The organism is Variovorax sp. 54 (assembly GCF_002754375.1).
GTDB lineage: Bacteria > Pseudomonadota > Gammaproteobacteria > Burkholderiales > Burkholderiaceae_C > Variovorax.
Genome location: NZ_PEFF01000001.1, coordinates 2,008,379 through 2,030,285, shown reverse-complemented (window position 1 = coordinate 2,030,285; position 21,907 = coordinate 2,008,379). Strand labels below are relative to the sequence as shown.

Here is a 21,907-nt window from a genome sequence, read left to right as displayed (position 1 = left end):
GACACAGAGCATTCACCCGACGTTACGCACCGATGCGGGCCGTTGTCACTGCGGGGCCTCGCGCTTCCTAGCATCGAGACATCGCCTGATTGCAGGCAGATGAACAAGACAGAACAGAACGCCGAGGAATCCCCATGCTCACGAGTGCCCGCCCCAACCCCATCCTCCCGCTTCGGCCCCTTCCGACGGTGCAGAAGGAGGATGCAGGCCGGCGCACGGCCGAGCGGCTGCGCCTGTTGGCCGAGCAGCTGCAACCGCAGCGCCGCATGGTGCACACGGGCGACGTGATCTACCAGGCCGGCGAGCGCTTCGGCAATCTCTACATCCTGAACTCGGGTTTCTTCAAGATCGTCAACCTCTCGGCCGACGGCCGAGAGCAGGTGGTGGGCCTCAAGTTCCGTGGCGACTGGCTGGGCTTCGACGGCATCGCGGGCCAGCGCTACGTGTGCGACGCCGTGGCGATGGACACGGGCGAAGTCTGGGTCGTGCCTTACGAATCGCTGCTGACGGCCTGCACCGCGCACCCCGCACTGCTGCAGATGCTGCACGCCGCCATGAGCCGCGAGATCGCGCACGACCGCGATTCGCTGATGTCGGTGTGCACCTTGCCGGCCGACGCGCGCGTGGCCGACTTCCTGCGCTACTGGGCCGAGTCGCTGGCCGACCGCGGCATGCGCACCGACGAGATCACGCTGCGCATGACGCGCGCCGAAATCGGCAACTACCTGGGCATGACGCTCGAGAGCGTGAGCCGTGCACTCTCGCGGCTGGCGCGCGACAAGGTCATCGGTTTTGCCACCAAGGGCCGGCGCGAGGTGCAGATTCCCGACGTGGGTGCGCTGTCGGCCTTCGTGCAGCGCTGCCTGGCGCCGGCGCCTGCCATGCTTCAGTAACGAGAGCCGTCGCTCACTCGCGCGCAGCCAGCAACGCCCGCGCCATCGCACGCGCCAGCTCGCTGCGCGAATAAGGCTTGCGCAGCAACTCCCAGCCCGGGGGCGCTTCGCGGTCGGCGTCGAGCAGCTCCGCCGAGAACCCCGACATCAGCAACACCGCCAGCCGCGGCTGGCGTTGCACCGCCTCGGCGGCCAGCCGCGTGCCGCGCATGCCAGGGCCGAGCGCGATGTCGCTCAGCAGCAGGTCGAAGGGCGTGGCCTCTGCGGCCATGGCGGGCAAGGCCTGTTCGGCGTTGGCGGCGGTTGCGACCTCGCAACCCAACGTGGTCAGGAAGGTGTGGATGACCTGTCGCACCTCGGCGTCGTCTTCGACCAGCATCACGCGCAGGCCCGGTGCCAGCGTGGCCTCGGCTTCGATCTCCATGGACTCTTCATCGACAGGTGCTGCAGCACTCGTCGCGTCGGCTTCGACCTGCGGCAGGTAGAGCGTGACGGTGGTGCCGCCGTTGACCTTGCTGTCGATGGCGATGGCGCCGCGCGATTGCTTCACGAAGCCGTACACCGTGCTCAGGCCCAGGCCGGTGCCGCGCCCCGCTTCCTTGGTGGTGAAGAAGGGCTCGAAGATGTGCTCCATCACCGCGTCGGTCATGCCGGTGCCGCTGTCGGCGATGGAGAGCGCGACAAAGCGGCGGCCGGCATCGGCGTCGCTGAGTTCCTGGCGCACGGTGGCGGGCAGGGCGTCGCAGGCTTCGGCGCGGAAGTGCAGGCGGCCGCCCTCGGGCATGGCGTCGCGCGCGTTGATGGCGATGTTCAGCAGCGCCGATTCGAGTTGGCCCGGGTCGGCACGCACGGCGGGGCAAGGGTCGGCGGCGTCGATCTCGATCTGGATGCGCTGGTCGAGCGTGCGGCGCAGCATGTCGGTGAGCGAGTGCAGCATCTGCCGCACGTCGACCGCGTCGGGCTGCAGCATCTGGCGCCGCGAGAAGGCCAGCAGCTTGCCCGTGAGTTCGGCGCCGCGCCGGCTGGCGCGCGCGGCGGCGGCCACGAGCTGCTGCGCGTAGCCGTCGGCTGCGAGCTGCGGCAGCTCTTCGAGCACCTGCAGGTTGCCCTGGATGATGGTCAGCAGGTTGTTGAAGTCGTGCGCGATGCCGCCGGTGAGCTGGCCCACGCTCTCCAGGCGCTGCGCGTGGTTCAGCGCTTCTTCGGTCTGCACGCGCTGCAGGCTGGTGGCCAGCAGGCTCGCCACCGATTCGAGAAAGCGGATTTCCTCGTCGCCGAAACGCCGCGCGGCGGTGGCACGCACCGACAGCATGCCGGTCACGCGGCCCCGGTCGGACAGCGGCACGGCCAGCGCGCTGACCAGTCCGGCCTCGAGGTACGTGGGCGGCACGGCGAAGCGGCGCTCCTCGCGGTAGTCGGCGACCACGACGGGGCAGCCTTGCGAGAGCACGTAGCCCGGTTGGGTGTCGGGCCGGTTGGCGATGCGCAGGCCGACGCTTTCGTCGGCGAGCAGGCCCACGCCGCTGGCGAGGCGAAATTCGCGCTGGCTGCCGTCGAGCAGCCACACCATCGCGACCTCGACCTGCAGCGCGGTCGCGACGATGTCGGGCACCTGCGCCAGCACCACCTGCAGGTCGCGCGTGTCGACCGCCAGGCGGCCCAGTTGCGCAAGATGTTCGCTGTAGCGCGCACGTTGCAGCGCCTGCTTCACGCGCGGGTAGGCGCCGATGTCGCGGATCGCAGCCACCACGAAGGGCAGGCCCTGGTTCTGCAGCGGGCTCAGCGCGATCTCGACCATCACCTCGCTGCCGTCCTTGCGCTTGGCGACGAGCTCCATGTCGGTGCCCATCGGACGCGGACGCGGCGCGCGGCCGTAGGCTTCGCGGAACGCCGCGTGGCGCGGGCGGATGCTGTCGGGCACCAGCGCTTCGACGCTCAGGCCCACGAGCTCGTCGGCCGCGTAGCCGAGCATGGCAGCAGCCGAGGGGTTGGCCAGCACGATGCGGCCCGACTGGTCGACCACCAGCAGCGAATCGGGGTAGGCGGCGAACAGCGAGCGGAACACGCTGCCTTCCTCGACGCCCGAGGGCAGGCCGGGGATGGAGGGCGGTGTTGTGCCGTCAGCCATGGGTGACCGGCGGCACCAGGATGTAGCCCGCGCCGCGCACCGACTTGATGAGCTGCGGATCGTCGGCGTTGGCCTCGATCTTCTTGCGCAGCCGGCCGACCTGCACGTCGATCGTGCGGTCGAAGGGCGCAGCCTCGCGACCGCGCGTCTGTTCGAGCAGGAAGTCGCGCGAGAGCACGCGGCCCGGGTGCCGCGCGAAGGCGCACAGCAGGTCGAACTCGCCGGTGGTCAGCGGCACGGCCTCGCCCTGCGCGTTGCTGAGGCTGCGCGCCGCGGTGTCCAGGCGCCAGCCGGCGAAGCGCAGGCGCTCGGGCGGCGTGGGTGCGGCGGCCGTCGCCACCGACGCGTCGGGCGTCAGGCGGCGCAGCACGGCCTTGACGCGTGCGACCAGCTCGCGCAGGTCGAAGGGCTTGGTCACGTAGTCGTCGGCGCCCACTTCGAGGCCCACCACCTTGTCGACCGGGTCGCCGCGGCCGGTGACGATCACGAGGCCGCAGCGCCAGTTCTCGCGCATGTAGCGTGCGATGGAAAAACCGTCTTCTCCGGGCAGGCCGAGGTCGAGCAGCACGAGGTCGGCCGGATCGGCGGCCATGAGCGCCCGCAGCGCCGCGCCGTCGTGGATCTGGGTGACGCGAAAGCCGTGGCTCTGGAGGTAGTTGGCCAGCAGCAGCGTGATGTCGACCTCGTCGTCGAGCACCGCGATGTGGGGGGCAGAGGTCATGCGGGGGCTGGGAGAAAAAACGCCGGCGCCACAGAGGAGGGTGGGCGCATGGAGCCAAGAAGCGTAGCACGCATGTCGCACGCGCGGCAGCGGCGGCGCCCGCCGTTGATCTGGCGCAAGGCCTGCGGGCGGGGTGCTTCCGAGAATCGCGCCCGTTGTCCACTGTGTCCAAGGGGTCCGTACGAATGGCATCTTTTCTTTTCTCCGGCGCGCTCGATCTTCCGTGGTGGGGCGTGCTGCTGGCCGCACTGGCGCTGACGCACGTCACCATCGCCTCGGTCACCATCTTCCTGCACCGCCACCAGGCGCACCGCGCGCTCGACCTGCACCCCATTGCGAGCCACTTCTTCCGCTTCTGGCTGTGGATGACGACGGGCATGGTCACCAAGCAGTGGGCCGCCGTGCACCGCAAGCACCACGCCAAGTGCGACACGCCCGAGGACCCGCACAGTCCGCAGGTGGTGGGCCTGAAGCGCGTGCTCTGGGGCGGCGTGCTGCTGTACGTGGCCGAGGCGCGCAATCCCGAAACGCTGAGCCGCTATGGCCACGGCACGCCCGACGACTGGCTCGAGCGCCGGCTCTACACGCGCTACCAGACGCTGGGCATCACCTGCATGGGCCTGATCGACATGGCGCTGTTCGGTGTGTTGCCGGGCGCGCTGGTGCTGGTGGTGCAGATCGCGTGGATTCCGTTCTGGGCCGCCGGCGTGGTCAACGGCATCGGCCACTTCTGGGGCTACCGCAACTGGCCTGCGGCGGACGCGAGCACGAACATCTTTCCCATCGGTCTGCTGATCGGCGGCGAGGAGCTGCACAACAACCACCACGCGTTCCCGACCTCGGCCAAGCTGTCGAACAAGTGGTTCGAGTTCGACATCGGCTGGGTCTACATCCGCGCGCTGCAGGCGGTGGGGCTGGCCAAGGTGAAGCACCTGGCGCCGAAGCCGCGCCTCACCACGCCGCGCGCCACCGTCGACCTGCTCACGGTGCAGGCGGTGATCCGGCATCACTACGACGTGCTGTCGAACTACTCGCGTTCGCTGAAGCAGGCCTGTACCGAAGAGCTGGCACGGCCGCACGCGCTCGCACCGAACAGGGCCCGCGCACTGCGCGCCGCACGGCCCTGGCTCGGGAAGGAAGAAAAGGCGCTCGACGCCACGCGCCATGCGCAACTCACGCAAGCGCTGGTGGCCTCGCAAGCGTTGGAAACGATGTACGCGATGCGGCGAGAGCTGACGGCGCTGTGGAGCCGCTCGGGCGCCACCGGCGAACAGCTCGTGAAGCGGCTGCAGGACTGGTGCGAGCGCGCCGAGGGCAGCGGCATCGCGCCGCTGGCGGCCTTTGCGGTGCGGCTGCGTTCCTACGCCTGAGGCCGGCCTTCGCCGGTGCCGTCAGGCCGGCCCGACCTGCACCGCGACATCGAGCGGGATGGCCCGGCGCAGCGCAGTGCCCACCGGGGAGTGCGCCTCGGCCCACTGCACGATGTCGCGCAGCTCCTGCTCCGGCACGCCATCCGCGGCGATCCGCACCGCGACCTGCATGCGGCTGGGGCCTGCGGGCACGGAGGCCGGCTCGCCGAGCAGGCCGCGGCTGTCCGACTGGCTGCCGACGACCACTTCGAGGGTCGTCAACGCGATGCCGAGTTGGGCCGCCCGCATGGCGATCACGGTCGTTTCGCAACTCGCCAGGGCGGCGCGCATGAACCAGCCGGGCGATGGCGCTTCCGCGTTGCCTCCGATGGCCTTCGGCATGTCGGTCTCGAGCGATTCCCCCGTGGGCCCGGTCACGCGGAAGCGCAGGCCCGACACCAGCGTGGCCACGGCCGGTTTGTCCTGGGTCAGGGCGTCCTGGGGGTGCGCCGCGAAGTGGCGCGTGAGGGTGTCCATGGACTGCCGGATGTGCTGGGGTGAGTTCATGGCGCTGCTCCTTGAAACTGGGGAACGGGCGGGCGGTTCTCGCGCGAAAAAAGAGAAATGAGCCGCGAGCGCTGCAGTTCATTCTGGGCGCGCCGCCGGGCCCCGTCAAACCGGCGGCGGGCGACCCCGCTTACTGGTTCGCGACCAGCCCGTCCGGCAGGCTGAAGCGCTCGTGGTCGACCTTCGCAGCGATCTCGGGTGCGCGGATCAGCAGCACCGGCACGGGCGCCATGCGCAGGATGTGTTCGGCATTGCTGCCCATGGCCCAGCGGCTCAGGCCGCGCCGCCCGTGCGTGCCGAGCACGATCAGGTCGGCCTTCGAGGCGATGGCCTCGGTCACCACCTGGTCGTGGACCGCGCCGGCCTTGAAGCCGTCGCGCAGCACGGTGTCGGCCTCGACGCCTTCGGCTTGCGCCTGGGCGCGCGCGTTCTCCAGCAGCGCCACGGCGGTGGCGCGCAGGCCTTCGAGCCAGTCCACCGACTGGCCCGCGTAGGCGCGGACGCCGAGCGCGAACGAGAGCTCGTCCAGGATGTGAACCAGCCGCAGGCGGCCGCCCGTGAGCTTGGCCAGGCGGATGGCTTCGGCCAGGCCTTCGCCGGACGTGGAACTGCCGTCGATCGGAACCAGGATGTGTTGGTACATGGTGAGGAGCCTCCAGGGTGCGTTGAAGAAGAAAAAGAGGAAAGGCCGTGCCAGTCTGTGCCTGGCCGCGTGCACGGGCCTTGATCTGGAGCAAGCCCGGGCCGCCTCGGACTTGCGACCCTTGGGGCCTTCGAAAGAAGGAGACCTTCCATGACCCATGCCGCCGTCCGGATCATTCGCCAGGAGCACGCTGCGCTGGCGGCCATGCTGCGTTCCATCGTGATGCTGCTCGACCAGCACCGCCGCAAGGGCACGATGCCCGACTTCGCGACGCTGCGCGCCATGCTGTTCTACGTGAGCGAATTTCCCGAGAAGCGCCACCACCCGAAGGAAACCGAGCTGCTCTTTCCCCGGCTGCGCGCCTGCACGCCGATCTCGCGCGACCTGATGGACAAGCTCGACAACGACCATGCCTGGGGCGAGCGCAAGATCCGCCATGTCGAGCACGCGCTGCTCGCGTTCGAGATGCTCGGCGAGCCGCGCCGCGTGGCCTTCGAACAGGCGATGAACGAGTACGTGAGCTTCTACCTGGACCACATGGCGCACGAGGAGCGCGAAATCCTGCCGCTGGCTGAGCGCGTGCTCGGCGAAGACGACTGGCGCGAGCTCGACGCGGCCTTCGGCGAGAACCGCGACCTGTTCACTGACCACCAGGCACCTGACGAGATCTACGCCGCGCTCTTCACGCGCATCGTGAATGTCGTGCCCGCGCCCATCGGGCTGGGGCCGGCGCTGTAACGACGGCCTGCGTCCGGATCGCTTAGGCTCGGCCTGAAATCATTCAGGACCAACGAGACCGCGAGATGGACATCGATCAGATCAAGGGAAGGCTGGACTTCCTTCGCGAGGCCGAGCGCCTCAAGAGCGTGCTGCGCAGCGCGCACACGGCCTCGGGCCGCACCGAGAGCACGGCAGAGCACAGCTGGCGCCTGTGCCTCATGGCCATGGCCTTCGAGGACGAACTGGCCGACCTCGACCTGCTCAAGGTGCTGAAGATGTGCGTGGTGCACGACCTGGGCGAGGCGATCCACGGCGACATCCCCGCCATCGTGCAAGGCGCGCACCCCGACAAGAGCGCGCAGGAGCGCGAAGACCTGCAGGTGCTCACGCGCACGCTCGACGCGCCGCTGCGCGCGGGCATCCTCGCGCTGTGGGACGAGTACGAGAAAGCCGAGACGCCCGAAGCGCAGGCGGTGAAGGCGCTCGACAAGCTCGAAACCCTGCTGCAGCACAACCAGGGCGCGAACCCGCCGGACTTCGACTACGAATTCAACCTCGGCTACGGCCAGAAGCACACCGGCAGCCGGCCGCTGTTTCGTGCCATGCGGGCGCTGGTGGATGCCGACACGCAAAAGAAGGTGGAGGCCGCCGCGCGGCGGGCGGAGGCGGGGCCGGTGGTTCGCCCCGAGCAACCGGGCGACGAGGCCGCGATCCGGCAACTGACGGTGGCGGCGTTTGCCGAGGCACCGCATGCCGACGGCACCGAGCACCTCATCGTCGACGCCTTGCGCGCGGCCGATCAGCTCACGCTGTCGCTCGTGGTCGAGGACGGTGGCGAGATCGTCGGCCATGTCGCGCTGTCGCCCGTGGCAATTTCCGACGGCACGACCGGCTGGCATGGCCTGGGGCCGATCTCGGTGGCGCCTGCGCGCCAGGGGCAGGGCATCGGCCGGCTGCTGATGGACGCCGCGCTGGCCGGTCTGCGCGACGCCGGCGCGCAAGGCTGCGTGCTGCTGGGCGACCCGGCCTTCTATGGCCGCTTCGGCTTCGTCGTGCGGCCCGGGCTGGTGCTGCCGGGCGTGCCGCCGGAATACTTTCAGGCCGTGTCGTTCCACGGCGCGTGGCCGGTCGGCGAGGTGCGCTACCACGCGGCGTTCGGTGTCGGTGCCTGACGCACGGGCTGAGGCGCGGGCTGGGCGCGCGAGCCGTTCATAATCGCCCCCGTCATGCCTGCCCGCCACCTGCCTTCGGACACTGCCCATGCGCCGCGCGTGAAGCGCGCGCAGACCTCGGTGTCCGCGCGTTCCGCGACCCCCGAACCACCCCGCCGCCGCATCCATGACGGTGGCGCCTCCCGCAGCCTTGCGGGCTTCACCGCGATGGAGAGCAGCGCACCGGCCCGCGCGCCGTCTGCGGCGCGACCGCGCAACTGGCGCACGACCCTGCTGGGCGTGGCGCTCGGGCTGGTCATTGCGATGCTGTTGCTCATGAAGTGGCTGCTCGACTACCAGGTCGATGCCGCGCAAGCGCGCCACGCGCAGGAAGCCCAGGCGCGCACGCAGGCCGCGCGCTGCTTCGGCCGCGATGCCGGGCCGTCGTGCCCGCCGGCCGGTCGCACGGTCGTCGAAACCGTCGAGTCCGCAGCGACCCGATAACCCCCGCGCACCGCGTGCGCGGTGCCTCGTTCGTTCCGTTCAGCGCAGCACCAGCACCGGAATGTGCGAGTGCGTCAGCACGTGCAGCGTCTCGCTGCCCAGCAGCAGCCGTGCGAGGCTGCGGCGCCCGTGCGAGGCCATCACGATCAGGTCGCAGTCCTGGTTCTTGGCGGCGTGGATGATGGCTTCGGCCACCTGGTTCGACTTCATGACCACCGCGTCGGCGCGGCGCACGCCCTTGGCCAGGGCGGTGTCGCGCACCGCATCGGCCACGCGCTGGGCCGCCTGCTCGACGTGTTTCTGGTTGGCTTCGAAATCCGTCTGGTTCAGCAGCATCGAGCCTTCGAAATAGCCATACGGCTGGATGTGCGCGACGTTGACGCTCACCAACTCGGCGCCGGTGAGCAACGCGAGGTCGATGGCCGCGGCCACCGCCTTGTCCGACAGCGAAGAGCCGTCGGTTGCGACGAGAACACGCTTGTACATGGCAGGCTCCTTGGCCCCCGGCACCGCGGGTGCCTTTGCCATTCCAGTCTAGTCCGCGCGGGCCGCACATTCAAGGCGAAGCCCGCGCGTGGCAGGCGTCAGCTGCTCGTGCTGTGGCGCCGTCCCAGTGCGAACACCGAGTTCGGCGCGTCGACCACGAAGGGCTTGCGCACCGGCGAGCCGACGACGGCCGTCGTGCGGCGTGCGGCCGCGCTGGTGGCGGGCTGCACGCCCTTGGCCTTCTGTTCGTCGACCAGGCTCTGCAGCGTGATCGAGCGCAGGAACTCGACGGCGCGCAGGTTCACGGAGGCCCACAGGTCGTCGATCTCGCAGCGGCCGGGCTCGTTGTCCGAGCCGGCGGCACGCGGGCGGATCTTGCTGGCGCCCAGGTCTTCGATGGTGAGCACGACGTCGGCCACGGTGATCTCCGCGGCCTTGCGGCTCAGCGAGTAGCCGCCGCCGGGGCCGCGGGTGGATTCGACCAGCCCGTTGCGGCGCAGCTTGGCGAACAGCAGTTCCAGGTACGAGAGCGAGACCTGCTGGCGCAGGCTGATCGAGGCCAGCGTGACGGGGCCCGAGCGGCCGTGCAGGGCGATGTCGATCATCGCGGTGACCGCGAAGCGGCCCTTGGTGGTGAGGCGCATGGTGCTTCCTTCCTTGTCTTGTCGTTCTGTGTGCGCTTACTCGTCCCGGCCGCCGGCGATGCCCAGCAGGGCCAGCAGCGACTGGAACACGTTGTAGAGGCTCAGGTACACGCCCAGCGTGGCCGAGATGTAGTTGGTTTCCAGGCCGTCCTTCACGCGCTTCAGGTCATGCAGGATGAAGGCCGAGAAGATGCCGATGGCGGCGACCGACAGCGTCATCATCAGCGCGCTCGACTGGATGAAGATGTTGGCGATGCCCACCACCAGCAGGCCGATGGCGCCCACGAAGAGCCACTTGCCCATGGCCGAGATGTCGCGCTTGATGACCGTCGAGAGCATGGCCATGCCCAGGAAGATGCCGCCGGTGCCGGCGAAGGCAGTCATGACCAGGCTGGCGCCGTTGGACAGGCCGAGCACGCTGCCGACCAGGCGCGACAGCATCAGGCCCATGAAGAAGGTGAAGGCCAGCAGCACGGGCACGCCGGCGGCGGAGTTCTTGGTCTTCTCGATGGCGTACATGAAGCCGAAGGCGCCGCCGAGAAACACCATGATGCCGATGCCCGGCGACAGGGCGCGCGTGAGGCCGGTGGCCACGCCGAGCCAGGCGCCCAGCACGGTGGGCACCATCGACAGCGCGAGCAGCCAGTAGGTGTTGCGCAGAACGCGGTTGCGTTCCTGGACCGAGGCCAACGGTGCGCCGAAGCTGGAGGGGTAGGCCGATTGGCTGGAGTTCATCAAAAAATCCTGAAAAAGAGAGAGGGCCGGACGGGTCGCGTGACACGTGCGGCAGGGCCGTCAGACGGCTGAAAAAGAAGGGGCAGGTGCGTCGCGTGAAACAGGCGACGGGCCGGATCGGGTGAGCGCAAACGCCCGGACCGGATCGGTCCTCAGGCGTTCGCTCGCCGCCGCGCGGCCTCAGGCGGCGAGAAGGGCGTGGGGCCGGGGTGGCCGCTTGGGCCGGTCGAGCAGCGGCGAGACCACCGAGGTGGACCCCAGCCGCGGCGGTTGCGCGGAGAGCACCAGCAGGTTGCGCGCGTGGGGGCGGGCGTCGAGCAGTTCGGCGTGCTCGGAGCCGGCTTCGTCCATGGCGGACGGGTCTTCGGAAGAAGGCGTGTTGCCGATGTCCTTGTCGCCGCCATCGGCCAGCGAGACGGCGAGCGTCACGACGGTCTGGCGTTCACCGGACGACGTCGCATGGTTGCCGCCGACGAGCCCGTGCGCGAGCACGGCGAAGCCGTAGCAGGACAGCATGAAAGCGAGGACGGTAGCGGCAAACCAGCGGGACATGTAGGGGTATTTTACCCGCCCCCACGGATCGGGCCCGGCGGGCGCGAATTCATCCGACCTGCGCGCACGGGTGTTGCCATCGTCCATCGGGTGGAACGCTGCAGGCAAATTTCGCCGACTACCGGAATTTTGGGCGCGCTTTTACGCTGACGGACATGCATCGGGGGCCATTTTTCCCCGGCATTCAACCTCACAAAGGAAGCCTCTCATGTCAAAGCCTTACACCCGTCTCGACAAGAACGATGTCGCCGTGCTGCTGGTCGACCACCAGACCGGCCTGCTCTCGCTGGTGCGCGACATCGACCCCGACAAGTTCAAGAACAACGTGCTGGCCCTGGCCGACATCGCCAGCTACTTCAAGCTGCCCACGGTGCTGACCACCAGCTTCGAGAACGGCCCCAACGGCCCGCTCGTGCCCGAGCTGAAGGCGCAGTTTCCCGACGCGCCCTACATTCCCCGCCCCGGCCAGATCAACGCCTGGGACAACGAGGACTTCGTCAAGGCCGTGAAGGCCACGGGCAAGAAGCAGTTGCTGATTGCCGGCGTGGTCACCGAGGTCTGCGTGGCCTTCCCGGCGCTGTCGGCGCTGGCCGAGGGCTTCGACGTGTTCGTCGTCACTGATGCGTCGGGCACCTTCAACGACGTGACGCGCCAGGCCGCGTGGGACCGCATGTCGGCCGCCGGCGCACAGCTGATGTCGTGGTTCGGCGTGGCCTGCGAGCTGCACCGCGACTGGCGCAACGACATCGAGGGCCTGGGCACGCTGTTCTCCAACCACATCCCCGACTACTGCAACCTCATCACCAGCTACACCCAGCTGACCCAGGGAAAGTGAGCACGCCATGACCATTCCCAACAACGTCGCCAACTTCAACGGCGCCAAGCCCGTCATCGACCCCAATGACGCCGTGATGCTGCTCATCGACCACCAGAGCGGCCTGTTCCAGACCGTGAAGGACATGCCGATGACCGAGCTGCGCGCCAACGTCACCACGCTGGCCAAGGTCGCGACGCTGGCGAAGATTCCGGTCATCACCACCGCCTCGGTGCCGCAAGGACCGAACGGGCCGCTGATTCCCGAAGTGCACAAGTACGCGCCGCATGCGCAGTACGTGGCGCGCAAGGGCGAGATCAACGCCTGGGACAACCCCGAGTTCGTGGCCGCCGTGAAGGCGACCGGGCGCGGCACGCTGATCATTGCCGGCACCATCACCAGCGTGTGCATGGCCTTCCCGAGCATCTCGGCGGTGTACGACGGCTACCGCGTGTTCGCGGTGGTCGACGCCTCGGGCACCTACTCGAAGATGGCGCAGGAGATCACGCTGGCGCGCGTGGTGCAGGCCGGCGTGGTGCCGATCGACACCGCGGCCGTGTGCTCCGAAGTGCAGAAGACCTGGCACCGCGACGATGCCGCGCAATGGGCCGAGGCCTACAGCGCCGTGTTCCCGCCCTACCAGCTGCTGATCGAGAGCTACATGAAGGCGCAGGAGGTTGTGACGAACAGCGAGCAGCTGGATTCGCAGCGCAGCTGACACACCGGATCGCATCCTCGATGCGACACTGACGAACGCCGCGCCGCACGCGAAACGTGCGGCGCGGCGTTCCCAATTCAACGCACGGCAAGGAGCCTCGCATGGACAGTCCCCGCATCCTGATCATTCCCGGCAGCGCTCGCGACGGTTCGCTCAACCGCCAGCTGGCGGCCGTGGCCGCCGCCACCGCGCGTGCGGCAGGCCTGCAGGTGACCGAGATGGACCTGCGCGCGCTCGCGCTGCCCGTGTACGACGGCGACCTCGAGGCCGCCTCGGGCGTGCCGGCGGGGGCGCTCGAACTGCGGCGCGCCATTGCGGCGAGCGACGGCGTGCTGATCGTCACGCCCGAGTACAACGGCTTTCCCACGCCGCTGGTCATCAACGCCTTCAGCTGGCTCTCGCGCATTCCGCCGGGCGACGGCCACGCGGGCGGGCTGGCCGCCACGGCCAACAAGCCGGCCGCGCTGCTGTCGGCTTCGCCCGGGCCGCTGGGCGCGCTGCGCTCGATGAACTTCCTGCGCCAGTACCTGCAGATGGCCTTCGCGATGCTGGTGGCGCCGCAGCAGTTCGCGCTCGGGCGTGCGAACGAGGCCTTCGATGCCGACGGCGCACTGAAGGACGCGCGCGCCGCGCAGTCGGTGCAGAAGGTGGTGGCGGCGCTGGGCGCGCTCGCGACGGCGCTGCCCACGCCCCGTTGATTCGCGCAGGGGCGGCGTTCGTGCTGTCGCGCGAACGACCGTCCCGATCCGCATCGCGACGTATCTTCGACCGCACATTGGAAGAAGGACGAGACGACATGCAATTCGAATTCACGCCCCGGGTGCTCGCGCTGCGCGCCGAGCTGCTCCAGTTCATGGACGAGCACGTCTACCCGAACGAGAAGCGCCGCGAGGAAGAGCTGGCCGCCAACGCCCGCGCCGGCCGGCCCTACGCCGAGCTGCCGATGATGGCCGGCCTCAAGGCCAAGGCGCGCGAGCGCGGCCTGTGGAACCTGTTCCTGCCCGAAGCCGAACACGGCCCCGGCCTCACCAACGTCGAGTACGCGCCGCTGTGCGAGATCATGGGCCGGCGCTACTGGAGCGCAGAAATCTTCAACTGCTCCGCGCCCGACACCGGCAACATGGAAGTGCTCGCGCGCTACGGCACCAAGGCGCAGCAGGAGCGCTGGCTCACGCCGCTGCTGGCCGGCGAGATCCGCTCGTCGTTCGCCATGACCGAGCCCGAGGTGGCCTCCAGCGACGCCACCAACATCCGCTGCAGCATCCGCCGCGAAGGCGACGAGTACGTCATCAACGGGCGCAAGTGGTACATCACCGGCGCCATGAACGAGCGCTGCGAGATCTTCGTGCTGATGGGCAAGACCGACCCCGACAACGCCGACCGCCACAAGCAGCAGTCGATGGTGCTCGTGCCGAAGAACACGCCGGGCATCACCATCGTGCGCGACATGCAGCTGCTGGGCATGTACGACCCGCCCTTCGGCCACCCCGAGATCGTGTTCGACAACGTGCGCGTGCCGGTCGAGAACATCCTGCTCGGCGAGGGCCGCGGCTTCGAGATTGCGCAAGGTCGCCTTGGTCCCGGACGCATCCACCACTGCATGCGCGCCATCGGCATGGCCGAAGCCGCGCTGGAGATGATGTGCCAGCGCCTCGTGTCGCGCGTGGCCTTCCACAAGCCGCTGTCGGAACAGGGCGTGTGGCGCGAACGCATTGCCGAGTCGCGCATGCTCATCGAGCAGTCGCGCTGGATGGTGCTCAACGCGGCCTACCGCATGGACACCGTGGGCAACAAGGTCGCGGCGAAAGAGATCGCGATGATCAAGGTGCTCACGCCCAACAACTGCGTGAAGGTGATCGACTGGGCCATGCAGGCCTTCGGCGCGATGGGCCTGAGCCAGGACACGCTGCTCACGCACTTCTACGCCTACGAACGCCACCTGCGCGTGGCCGACGGTCCCGACGAGGTGCACCGCAACGCGATCGCGAAGCAGGAGCTGGCGGCGTACCAGTAACGGCAACGCCGCCGCCGCGAGCGCGTCAGTCGACGCGCTTCGCGCGCTCCAGCATCGCGTGCAGCAAGACGTTGCAGCCGGCCGTCAGGTGGTCGGGCTGCGCGTCCTCGATCTCGTTGTGGCTGATGCCGTCCTTGCAGGGCACGAAGATCATGCCGGCCGGCGCGAGCCGCGCGGCATAGATCGCGTCGTGGCCCGCGCCCGAGACCACGTCCATGGTCGAGTAGCCGAGCCGTTCGGTCGCGCGGCGCACCGCGTCCACGCAGTCCGGGTGAAACGGGCAGGGTGGAAAGTACGACACGCGCTCGATCGTCACGCCCAACCCGGTCTCGCGGCCGGTGCGCTCGACGAAGGAGAGGATCTCGCCGTGCATGCGGTCGAGCAGTTCCCCGCTCACGTTGCGCAGGTCGATCGAGAACTTCACCTCGCCCGGAATCACGTTGCGGCTGTTCGGGTGCACCTGCACCATGCCGACCGTGCCGCGCCCGTAGGGTGGGTAGCGCAGCCCGATGGCCACCACCTCCTGCATGATCCGCGTCGCCACCTGCAGCGCGTCGCGACGCAGGTGCATGGGCGTCGGGCCCGCATGCGCCTCCATGCCGGTGACGACGCAGTCGTACCACGAGAGGCCGAGCACCGCGGGCACCACGCCGATGACCTTGTCCGCATCTTCCAGCACCGGGCCTTGCTCGATGTGGGCCTCGAAGTAGGCGCCGATGGGGTGGTCGCCCGGCGTCTGGTCGCCGATGTAGCCGATGCGTTCCAGCTCTTCGCGCACCGTCTTGCCTTCGGTGTCCTTTGCCGCATAGGCGTGTTCGAGGCTGAAGGCGCCGCAGAAGACGCCCGAACCCATCATCACCGGCACGAAGCGCGAGCCTTCCTCGTTGGTCCAGAACGCGACCTCGATGGGCGCTTCGGTGCGGATGCCCTGGTCGTTCAGCGTGCGCACCACTTCCAGCGCCGACAGCACGCCGTAGTTGCCGTCGAACTTGCCGCCGGTGGGCTGCGTGTCGATGTGGCTGCCCGACACGATGGGCGGCAGCGCGGGGTGGGTGCCTTCGCGGCGCATGAAGACGTTGCCGATCTTGTCGACGGTGATGCTCAGGCCCGCTTCCTTGCCCCACGACACCACGAGGTCGCGGCCCTGCTTGTCGAGGTCGGTCAGCGCCAGCCGCTTCACGCCGCCCTTGGGCGTGGCGCCGATGCGCGCCAGCTCCATCAGCGAGTTCCACAGGCGCTCGCCGTTGATCGTCAGCACCTGTTGTGTGTCCACTGCTGCATTCATGTATGACTCCTTGGGGATTCAGCGCGCCACGGCTGTGGGTGCGTGCTGGTGCTTGAAGCGTTCCAGCGCGGTGAACATCGGTGCGAAGGCCGGGCGCTTCAGGTAGCGACCGGTGCCGGGCTCGGCGCGCAGGTCGCCGTCGCGGTAGACCCAGCGGCCCGCGCTCACGGTGTGGCGCGGCACGCCGGTGACTTCGCGGCCTTCGAAGATATTGAAGTCGCTCTTCGAGTGCTGCGTTTTTACCGACAGCGTCTTGGTCGCCTTCGGGTCCCACACCACGAGGTCGGCGTCGGCACCGGGCTGGATCACGCCCTTGCGCGGGTACAGGTTGAACAGCTGCGCCGCGTTGGTCGAAGTGACGCGCACGAACTCCGACGGCGTGAGCCGGCCGGCGTTGACGCCCGCATCCCACAGCACGGCCATGCGTTCTTCGACGCCGCCGCAGCCGTTGGGGATCTTCGTGAAGTCGTTGCGGCCGGCCGCTTTCTGCTCGGCGCAGAAGGTGCAGTGGTCGGTCGCCGTGGTGTGCAGGTTGCCGCCCTGCAGGCCGCGCCACAGCATGGCCTGGTTCTCGCGCGAGCGAAAGGGCGGGCTCATCACGTGGGCAGCGGCGCGCGCGAAGTCGGGGTCGCGGTAGGCGCTTTCGTCGACCACCAGGTGGCCGGCCAGCACTTCGCCGTACACGCGCTGGCCGCGTGCGCGGGCGCGGGTGATGGCCTCCAGCGCTTCGCCGCACGACACGTGCACCACGTAGATCGGCACGCCCAGCACGTCGGCGATGGCAATGGCGCGGTTGGCGGCTTCGGCCTCGACCATCGGCGGGCGCGACAGCGGATGGCCCTCGGGCCCGCGAATGCCCTGTGCCAGCAGTTGCTGCTGCAGCATCGCGACCAGCTCGCCGTTTTCCGCGTGCACCGTCGGCATGGCGCCGAGTTCGAGCGAGCGCTGGAAGCTCTTCACCAGAATTTCGTCGTCGGCCATGATCGCGTTCTTGTAGGCCATGAAGTGCTTGAAGCTGTTCACGCCGTGCTCCTGCACCAGCGTGCCCATGTCCTTGTGCACGCTGTCGTTCCACCAGGTCACGGCCACGTGAAAGCTGTAGTCGCCGGCGGATTTTTCGGCCCAGCCGCGCCACATGCGAAAGGCGTCCATCAGCGACTGCTGCGGGTCGGGAATCACGAAGTCGATGATGCTGGTGGTGCCGCCGGCCAGGCCGGCTGCCGTGCCGCTGAAGAAGTCGTCGGCCGCCACGGTGCCCATGAAGGGCAGCTGCATGTGGGTGTGCGGGTCGATGCCGCCGGGCATCACGTAGGCGCCGCCGGCGTCGATCACCTCGGTGCCGGCCGGCACCTGCAGGTCGGTGCCGACCTGGAGGATCTTGTCCCCCTGGCAGAGCACGTCGCCGCGGTGCTCGGCATCGGCGTTGACCACCGTGCCACCGCGAATGAGTACGGTCATGGCGTGGGTTCCTTTTGCTTGTTTCAAACAGGGGTCTTGAGTGGTGCAGTCATGCCCTGGCGCTGCGGCGCGCGCGCCTTCATCAGCCCCATGTAGACGACGGCGGACAACACCACGCCGACGAACCAGGCGTAGGTGTAGATCGTCTTGAAGAACTCGGGCATCATCGGCACGGCCGACGGAAAGGCCGCGTTCAGGAAGCCCGGGATGTTCGGCAGCACACCGACGATGAAGGCGATGACGGCCGCCATGTTCCAGCCGTTGCCGTAGCTGTAGGCGCCGTTCTCGCGGTAGAGCGCATCGACGTCCAGCTCCTTGCGGCGAATCAGGTAGTAGTCGGCAATCAGGATGCCGGCCACCGGCCCGAGCAGCGCCGAGTAGCCGATGAGCCAGGTGAAGATGTAGCCCTGCGTGGTCTCCAGCACCTTCCACGGCATCATCACGATGGCGATGCCGGCCGTGATGTAGCCGCCCGTGCGGTACGAAATCTTCTTCGGGTTGAGGGCCGAGAAGTCGTAGGCCGGACCCACGAGGTTGGCCGCCAGGTTCACGCTCACCGTGTCGATCAGCAGGATGATGAGCGCAATGAGCACCGCGGCGCCGGTCATGCGGCTGGCCAGGTCCACCGGGTCCCACAGCGCCTTGCCGTAGATGACCACGGTGGCGGAGGTGACCATCACCGCCATCATCGCGAGCAGGCCCATGGGCGCGGGCAGGCCGATCACCTGGCCCACCACCTGGTCGCGCTGCGAGCGCGAGAAGCGTGTGAAGTCGGGGATGTTCAGCGCCAGCGTGGCCCAGAAGCCCACCATGGCCGTGAGCGACGGCCAGAACACGGCCCAGAACATGCCGGCCTTCTTGCCGCCGGCTTCGAACTGCGAAGGCTGGTCGAAGATCGGGCCCAGGCCGCCCGCACGTTGCACAGCCCAGTAGAGCAGCGCAATGCACACGATGATCTTCAGCGGCGCGGTGTAGGTTTCGAGCCGGCGGATCGACTCGATGCCGTGCACCACGAAGTACAGCTGGATCGCCCAGAAGACCAGGAAGCACACCAGCTGTGCGCCGTTGATGCCGAGCATCGGCAGCTTGTCGCCGCCGAGTTGCTGGCCCATGAGCACGCCGACCAGCGTGTAGATCATCTGGCCGCCGAACCAGGTCTGGATGCCGTACCAGCCGCAGGCCACGATGGCCCGCAGCAACGCCGGCAACCGCGCGCCGCGCGTGCCGAACGAGGCGCGCGCCATCACCGCATACGGAATGCCGTACTTCGCGCCCGCGTGCCCGATGAGCAGCATCGGCACCAGCACGATGGCGTTGCCGAGGAACACGGTCAGCACCGCCTGCCCCCACGACATGCCGCCTTCGATGAGGCTGGCCGCCAGCATGTAGGCAGGGATGCACATCACCATGCCTACCCAGAGTGCGGCGAAGTGGTACCAGCGCCACGTTCGCTGTGCCAGCGTGGTGGGCGCGAGGTCTTCGTTCCAGAGGTTGGCTGTGGGGTTGCCGCTTTGCGATGAGGTGTTCATGGTGTTTGTTCCTGCATGGGGCTGGGCTGGGAAGGGGACTCACGCGGCGCAGGCACGATCCGTGCCGACCCGGCGGATCAGTGCGGGCTGGCTTCGGCGACGCGCATCGGGTTGTTGGGGTGCGTGGTCCAGTTGGCGTAGTGGCCGACCACCGGGTGGCCGGTGCGCGCATCGGTTTCGCCGGCCTTCAGCGTGCGCATCGACAGCGCGCCGGGCACCGGGCAGATCGACACGCACAGGTTGCAGCCGACGCACTCTTCTTCCTTCACCTCGAAGAAGCGCATGCCGTCTTTCGTGGCGCTGATGGCCTGGTGCGAGGTGTCTTCGCACACCACGTGACAGCGGCCGCACTGGATGCACAGGTCCTGGTGAATCACCGCCTTGTCGACGTGGTTCAGGTTCAGCTGCTGCCAGTCGGTGATGCTGCCGACCGCGCGGCCGCGCATCTGTTCGAGGTTGGCGTAGCCCTTCTGGTCCATGAAGTTGGAGAGGCCGTCGCACAGGTCCTGCACGATCTTGAAGCCGTAGACCATGGCGGCGGTGCACACCTGCACCGAGCCGCTGCCCAGCGCGATGAACTCGGCCGCATCGCGCCAGGTCGAGACGCCGCCGATGCCGGAGATGGGCAGGCCGGCGGTCTGCGGGTCGCGCGCGATCTCGGCCACCATGTGCAGCGCGATGGGCTTGGCGCCGGGGCCGCAGTAGCCGCCGTGCGAGCCCTTGCCGTCGGTGTGCGGGAACATCGCCATGGCATCGAGGTCGACGCCCATGATCGAGTTGATGGTGTTGATGAGGCTCACCGCGTCGGCGCCGCCCTTCTTGGCCGCACGCGCGGCGGGCCGGATGTCGGCCACGTTGGGCGTGAGCTTCACGATCACCGGCAGCTTCGAGTAGTGCTTGCACCACTCGGCCACCATCTGGATGTACTCGGGCACCTGGCCCACGGCCGCGCCCATGCCGCGTTCGCTCATGCCGTGCGGGCAGCCGAAGTTCAACTCGATGCCGTCGCAGCCCGTGTCTTCGACCATCGGCAGGATGTTCTTCCACGCCTCTTCGGTGCACGGCACCATGATCGACGCCACCAGCGCGCGGTCGGGCCAGTTGCGCTTCACGCGCGTCATCTCTTCGAGGTTGGTGCGCAGCGGCCGGTCGGAAATCAGCTCGATGTTGTTGAAGCCCGTCACGCGGCGGTCGGCCGCATACGACACGGCGTAGCGCGGGCCGTGCACGTTGACCACGTTCGGGTCTTCGCCCACGGTCTTCCAGACCACGCCGCCCCAGCCGGCCTCGAAGGCGCGCACGACGTTGATCTCTTTATCGGTCGGCGGTGCCGAGGCCAGCCAGAAAGGGTTGGGGCTGCGGATGCCCACGAAGTCGATGCTCAGGTCTGCCATGTGAATTGCTCCTGTCGCGCTGCGGCGCGCTCGGATGAGAGGTGAGAAAGGAAGAGGGGCGGCGTCGCGTCAGGCGGCGCGCAGATGGCGGTCGATGGACAGCGCGGCCTGCTTGCCGTCTTCCACCGCCTCGACCGTGAGGTCGCGCCCGCCGAAGCGCGCGTCGCCGCCGGCCCAGACCTTGGGGCGCGAGCTGCGGCATTCGGCATCGGTGTCGATGCGCCCGCCTTGCAAGCGAACGCCGCTGTCTTCCAGCACGGTCGCGACAAAGCTCTGGCCGATGGCGCACAGCACCATGTCGGCCTGCAGCGCGAGGGCCTCGCCGGTCTCGACCAGCTTGCCGTCGACCAGCGCGGTGCGTGCGAAGTCGATGCCGCGCAGCACGCCGCCCTTGGCGCGCAGGGCCTTGGGCGCGGCCCAGTGGATGATGCGCACGCCGTTTTCCTTGGCCCAGCGCTGCTCGTCGACCGAGGCGCCCATGGCCTCCGCGCCGCGCCGGTAGACGATGCTCACGTCTTCCGCGCCGAGCTTGCGCGACTGCACGGCCGCGTCCACGGCGGTCATGCCGCCGCCGATGACGACCACGTGGCGGCCGATGGCCACGTCGGCCGGCGAGGCCGCCTGGCGCAGCTCGGCGATGAAGTCCACCGCATCGCGCACGCCGGTCTGCTCGCCCAGGCCCAGCGTGTTCACGCCGGCCAGGCCGAGGCCCAGGAACACGGCGTCGTACGCGGTGGCGAGTGCATCCAGGTGCAGCTCGCGGCCCAGTGCCTGGTTGTTGCGCACCTCGATGCCACCGACCGACAGCAGCCACTCGATCTCGCGCTGCGCGAAGCCGTCCACTGTCTTGTAGCTGGCCAGGCCGTACTCGTTCAGGCCGCCGAGCTTGGGGCGCGCATCGAACAGCGTCACCTGGTGGCCCAGCACCGCAAGCCGGTGCGCACAGGCCAGGCCGGCCGGGCCCGCGCCGACGACGGCAATGCGCTGGCCGGTGTCGGCCGCGCGCACGAAGAGCGGTGCGCCGGGCGCGTCGAAGAAGGCATCGGTCGCATGGCGCTGCAGCAGGCCGATTTCGACCGGCTTGCTCTCGTTGCTGTTGCGCACGCAGGCCTGCTCGCACAGCACCTCGGTGGGGCAGACGCGGGCGCACATGCCGCCCAGCGGGTTCTCTTCGAGGATGGTGCGCGCCGCGCCGCGCAGGTTGCCGTCGGCAATGCGGCGGATGAAGGTCGGGATGTCGATGCCCGTGGGGCAGGCCGTCTGGCAGGGCGCGTCGAAGCAGTAGTAGCAGCGCTCGGCTTCGATGTTGGCCTGCACCACGTTCAGCGGCGGGTGGGCGTCGCAGAAGTTCTTCGCGTACTGCGCGGGGTCGAGACGGCCGGCGCGCACATCGGAGGCAATGTGCGCGCTGGGCGCGACGGGATTCATCGTGCTGCTCATGGGCTTTCAAGCTCCAGGTCGTGGTGGGGTAACCGTGTGCGACATGAGAGAGCGAGCCCTCATGAAGTTTGACCAAGTGGTCGAATGTCGCGATGATTCAGCAAACGAGGGGTGCCGCCCATACACAGTTGGCGCAGCGAACGAGAAAGTGTTTGCCGCTGC

22 protein-coding genes and 1 pseudogene are annotated in these 21,907 nt (G+C 68.6%); 10 read left to right on the top strand and 13 right to left on the bottom strand.

Features of this window, described 5'->3' with window-relative positions:
* The first annotated feature begins 134 nt into the window (after window positions 1-134).
* The gene (locus tag CLU95_RS09265; RefSeq protein WP_257214570.1) at window positions 135-893 is read left to right on the top strand and encodes a Crp/Fnr family transcriptional regulator; all 759 of its coding nucleotides are present in this window, start codon (window positions 135-137) and stop codon (window positions 891-893) included.
* A 13-nt stretch (window positions 894-906) separates the two neighbouring features.
* On the opposite strand, the gene CLU95_RS09260 is transcribed toward CLU95_RS09265, so the two are convergent.
* Both CLU95_RS09260 and CLU95_RS09255 read right to left on the bottom strand, forming a co-directional pair.
* A complete protein-coding gene (locus tag CLU95_RS09260; protein ID WP_099792463.1) occupies window positions 907-3,021 on the bottom strand; it encodes a PAS domain S-box protein in 2,115 nt (704 codons plus the stop codon).
* Window positions 3,014-3,742 (bottom strand): winged helix-turn-helix domain-containing protein, encoded by a 729-nt coding sequence (locus CLU95_RS09255; RefSeq protein WP_099792461.1) that lies wholly within the window; start codon window positions 3,740-3,742, stop codon window positions 3,014-3,016. Before CLU95_RS09255 ends, CLU95_RS09260 begins: the two co-directional genes overlap by 8 nt.
* A gap of 185 nt (window positions 3,743-3,927) precedes the next feature.
* Here CLU95_RS09255 and CLU95_RS09250 point away from each other — a divergent pair, with 185 nt between their 5' ends.
* Entirely contained in the window at window positions 3,928-5,112 is a 1,185-nt protein-coding gene (locus CLU95_RS09250; RefSeq protein ID WP_099792459.1) for a DesA family fatty acid desaturase, read from the top strand.
* A gap of 21 nt (window positions 5,113-5,133) precedes the next feature.
* Here CLU95_RS09250 and CLU95_RS09245 read toward each other — a convergent pair whose 3' ends face one another.
* On the bottom strand, window positions 5,134-5,658 hold the full coding sequence (locus tag CLU95_RS09245) for an OsmC family protein (protein WP_099792457.1): 525 nt from the start codon (window positions 5,656-5,658) through the stop codon (window positions 5,134-5,136).
* A 130-nt stretch (window positions 5,659-5,788) separates the two neighbouring features.
* Complete coding sequence (locus tag CLU95_RS09240) at window positions 5,789-6,301, bottom strand: universal stress protein (protein ID WP_099792455.1); 513 nt, start codon at window positions 6,299-6,301, stop codon at window positions 5,789-5,791.
* A 150-nt stretch (window positions 6,302-6,451) separates the two neighbouring features.
* Here CLU95_RS09240 and CLU95_RS09235 point away from each other — a divergent pair, with 150 nt between their 5' ends.
* The 4 genes and pseudogenes from CLU95_RS09235 to CLU95_RS09225 all read left to right on the top strand — a co-directional run bounded on the left by CLU95_RS09235 (window position 6,452) and on the right by CLU95_RS09225 (window position 8,676).
* Window positions 6,452-7,039 (top strand): hemerythrin domain-containing protein, encoded by a 588-nt coding sequence (locus tag CLU95_RS09235; RefSeq protein WP_099792453.1) that lies wholly within the window; start codon window positions 6,452-6,454, stop codon window positions 7,037-7,039.
* Between the two features lie 65 nt (window positions 7,040-7,104).
* Window positions 7,105-7,671, top strand: a pseudogene (locus tag CLU95_RS31130) (HD domain-containing protein); the annotation flags it as partial.
* 24 nt (window positions 7,672-7,695) lie between these two features.
* Window positions 7,696-8,193 carry a GNAT family N-acetyltransferase gene (locus CLU95_RS31125; RefSeq protein WP_257214799.1) on the top strand — a complete coding sequence of 166 codons (498 nt, stop codon included), beginning with the start codon at window positions 7,696-7,698 and terminating at the stop codon, window positions 8,191-8,193.
* Between the two features lie 54 nt (window positions 8,194-8,247).
* On the top strand, window positions 8,248-8,676 hold the full coding sequence (locus CLU95_RS09225; RefSeq protein WP_062479965.1) for a hypothetical protein: 429 nt from the start codon (window positions 8,248-8,250) through the stop codon (window positions 8,674-8,676).
* Window positions 8,677-8,715: 39 nt separating this feature from the next.
* Here the strand turns inward: CLU95_RS09225 and CLU95_RS09220 are convergent, their stop codons facing one another.
* The 4 genes from CLU95_RS09220 to CLU95_RS09205 form a co-directional block, all read right to left on the bottom strand.
* On the bottom strand, window positions 8,716-9,162 hold the full coding sequence (locus tag CLU95_RS09220) for a universal stress protein (RefSeq protein ID WP_062479963.1): 447 nt from the start codon (window positions 9,160-9,162) through the stop codon (window positions 8,716-8,718).
* A 98-nt stretch (window positions 9,163-9,260) separates the two neighbouring features.
* Window positions 9,261-9,806, bottom strand: a complete 546-nt coding sequence (locus CLU95_RS09215; RefSeq protein WP_099792448.1) for an Rrf2 family transcriptional regulator — start codon at window positions 9,804-9,806, stop codon at window positions 9,261-9,263.
* 36 nt (window positions 9,807-9,842) lie between these two features.
* Window positions 9,843-10,541, bottom strand: a complete 699-nt coding sequence (locus tag CLU95_RS09210) for a Bax inhibitor-1/YccA family protein (RefSeq protein ID WP_099792446.1) — start codon at window positions 10,539-10,541, stop codon at window positions 9,843-9,845.
* A 180-nt stretch (window positions 10,542-10,721) separates the two neighbouring features.
* Window positions 10,722-11,057, bottom strand: a complete 336-nt coding sequence (locus CLU95_RS09205) for a hypothetical protein (RefSeq protein WP_099797184.1) — start codon at window positions 11,055-11,057, stop codon at window positions 10,722-10,724.
* 244 nt (window positions 11,058-11,301) lie between these two features.
* Here CLU95_RS09205 and ycaC point away from each other — a divergent pair, with 244 nt between their 5' ends.
* The 4 genes from ycaC to CLU95_RS09185 all read left to right on the top strand — a co-directional run bounded on the left by ycaC (window position 11,302) and on the right by CLU95_RS09185 (window position 14,639).
* Entirely contained in the window at window positions 11,302-11,928 is a 627-nt protein-coding gene (gene ycaC / locus CLU95_RS09200; protein ID WP_099792444.1) for an isochorismate family cysteine hydrolase YcaC, read from the top strand.
* A gap of 7 nt (window positions 11,929-11,935) precedes the next feature.
* Window positions 11,936-12,625, top strand: coding sequence for an isochorismatase family protein (locus tag CLU95_RS09195; protein ID WP_099792442.1), 690 nt, complete (start codon window positions 11,936-11,938; stop codon window positions 12,623-12,625).
* 101 nt (window positions 12,626-12,726) lie between these two features.
* Window positions 12,727-13,323 (top strand): NADPH-dependent FMN reductase, encoded by a 597-nt coding sequence (locus CLU95_RS09190; protein WP_099792440.1) that lies wholly within the window; start codon window positions 12,727-12,729, stop codon window positions 13,321-13,323.
* Window positions 13,324-13,421: 98 nt separating this feature from the next.
* Window positions 13,422-14,639: an acyl-CoA dehydrogenase family protein gene (locus CLU95_RS09185; RefSeq protein WP_099792438.1), complete on the top strand. Its 1,218-nt coding sequence runs from the start codon at window positions 13,422-13,424 to the stop codon at window positions 14,637-14,639.
* 25 nt (window positions 14,640-14,664) lie between these two features.
* Here the strand turns inward: CLU95_RS09185 and CLU95_RS09180 are convergent, their stop codons facing one another.
* From CLU95_RS09180 to CLU95_RS09160, 5 genes are all read right to left on the bottom strand, one after another.
* Window positions 14,665-15,924, bottom strand: coding sequence for a Zn-dependent hydrolase (locus tag CLU95_RS09180; RefSeq protein WP_099792436.1), 1,260 nt, complete (start codon window positions 15,922-15,924; stop codon window positions 14,665-14,667).
* 18 nt (window positions 15,925-15,942) lie between these two features.
* A complete protein-coding gene (gene hydA, locus CLU95_RS09175) occupies window positions 15,943-17,382 on the bottom strand; it encodes a dihydropyrimidinase (RefSeq protein WP_099792434.1) in 1,440 nt (479 codons plus the stop codon).
* A gap of 23 nt (window positions 17,383-17,405) precedes the next feature.
* The gene (locus CLU95_RS09170) at window positions 17,406-18,911 is read right to left on the bottom strand and encodes an NCS1 family nucleobase:cation symporter-1 (RefSeq protein WP_099792432.1); all 1,506 of its coding nucleotides are present in this window, start codon (window positions 18,909-18,911) and stop codon (window positions 17,406-17,408) included.
* 77 nt (window positions 18,912-18,988) lie between these two features.
* Complete coding sequence (gene preA / locus CLU95_RS09165; protein ID WP_099792430.1) at window positions 18,989-20,305, bottom strand: NAD-dependent dihydropyrimidine dehydrogenase subunit PreA; 1,317 nt, start codon at window positions 20,303-20,305, stop codon at window positions 18,989-18,991.
* 69 nt (window positions 20,306-20,374) lie between these two features.
* Entirely contained in the window at window positions 20,375-21,745 is a 1,371-nt protein-coding gene (locus CLU95_RS09160; protein ID WP_373668562.1) for an NAD(P)-dependent oxidoreductase, read from the bottom strand.
* Window positions 21,746-21,907 lie beyond the last annotated feature (162 nt).

Bases quoted from the DNA above. Each gene is read 5' to 3' on its own strand.
- CLU95_RS09265 (WP_257214570.1), top strand. From the start codon at position 135: ATGCTCACGAGTGCCCGCCCCAACCCCATCCTCCCGCTTCGGCCCCTT.
- CLU95_RS09260 (WP_099792463.1), bottom strand. From the start codon at position 3,021: ATGGCTGACGGCACAACACCGCCCTCCATCCCCGGCCTGCCCTCGGGC.
- CLU95_RS09255 (WP_099792461.1), bottom strand. From the start codon at position 3,742: ATGACCTCTGCCCCCCACATCGCGGTGCTCGACGACGAGGTCGACATC.
- CLU95_RS09250 (WP_099792459.1), top strand. From the start codon at position 3,928: ATGGCATCTTTTCTTTTCTCCGGCGCGCTCGATCTTCCGTGGTGGGGC.
- CLU95_RS09245 (WP_099792457.1), bottom strand. From the start codon at position 5,658: ATGAACTCACCCCAGCACATCCGGCAGTCCATGGACACCCTCACGCGC.
- CLU95_RS09240 (WP_099792455.1), bottom strand. From the start codon at position 6,301: ATGTACCAACACATCCTGGTTCCGATCGACGGCAGTTCCACGTCCGGC.
- CLU95_RS09235 (WP_099792453.1), top strand. From the start codon at position 6,452: ATGACCCATGCCGCCGTCCGGATCATTCGCCAGGAGCACGCTGCGCTG.
- CLU95_RS09225 (WP_062479965.1), top strand. From the start codon at position 8,248: ATGCCTGCCCGCCACCTGCCTTCGGACACTGCCCATGCGCCGCGCGTG.
- CLU95_RS09220 (WP_062479963.1), bottom strand. From the start codon at position 9,162: ATGTACAAGCGTGTTCTCGTCGCAACCGACGGCTCTTCGCTGTCGGAC.
- CLU95_RS09215 (WP_099792448.1), bottom strand. From the start codon at position 9,806: ATGCGCCTCACCACCAAGGGCCGCTTCGCGGTCACCGCGATGATCGAC.
- CLU95_RS09210 (WP_099792446.1), bottom strand. From the start codon at position 10,541: ATGAACTCCAGCCAATCGGCCTACCCCTCCAGCTTCGGCGCACCGTTG.
- CLU95_RS09205 (WP_099797184.1), bottom strand. From the start codon at position 11,057: ATGCTGTCCTGCTACGGCTTCGCCGTGCTCGCGCACGGGCTCGTCGGC.
- ycaC (WP_099792444.1), top strand. From the start codon at position 11,302: ATGTCAAAGCCTTACACCCGTCTCGACAAGAACGATGTCGCCGTGCTG.
- CLU95_RS09195 (WP_099792442.1), top strand. From the start codon at position 11,936: ATGACCATTCCCAACAACGTCGCCAACTTCAACGGCGCCAAGCCCGTC.
- CLU95_RS09190 (WP_099792440.1), top strand. From the start codon at position 12,727: ATGGACAGTCCCCGCATCCTGATCATTCCCGGCAGCGCTCGCGACGGT.
- CLU95_RS09185 (WP_099792438.1), top strand. From the start codon at position 13,422: ATGCAATTCGAATTCACGCCCCGGGTGCTCGCGCTGCGCGCCGAGCTG.
- CLU95_RS09180 (WP_099792436.1), bottom strand. From the start codon at position 15,924: ATGAATGCAGCAGTGGACACACAACAGGTGCTGACGATCAACGGCGAG.
- hydA (WP_099792434.1), bottom strand. From the start codon at position 17,382: ATGACCGTACTCATTCGCGGTGGCACGGTGGTCAACGCCGATGCCGAG.
- CLU95_RS09170 (WP_099792432.1), bottom strand. From the start codon at position 18,911: ATGAACACCTCATCGCAAAGCGGCAACCCCACAGCCAACCTCTGGAAC.
- preA (WP_099792430.1), bottom strand. From the start codon at position 20,305: ATGGCAGACCTGAGCATCGACTTCGTGGGCATCCGCAGCCCCAACCCT.
- CLU95_RS09160 (WP_373668562.1), bottom strand. From the start codon at position 21,745: ATGAGCAGCACGATGAATCCCGTCGCGCCCAGCGCGCACATTGCCTCC.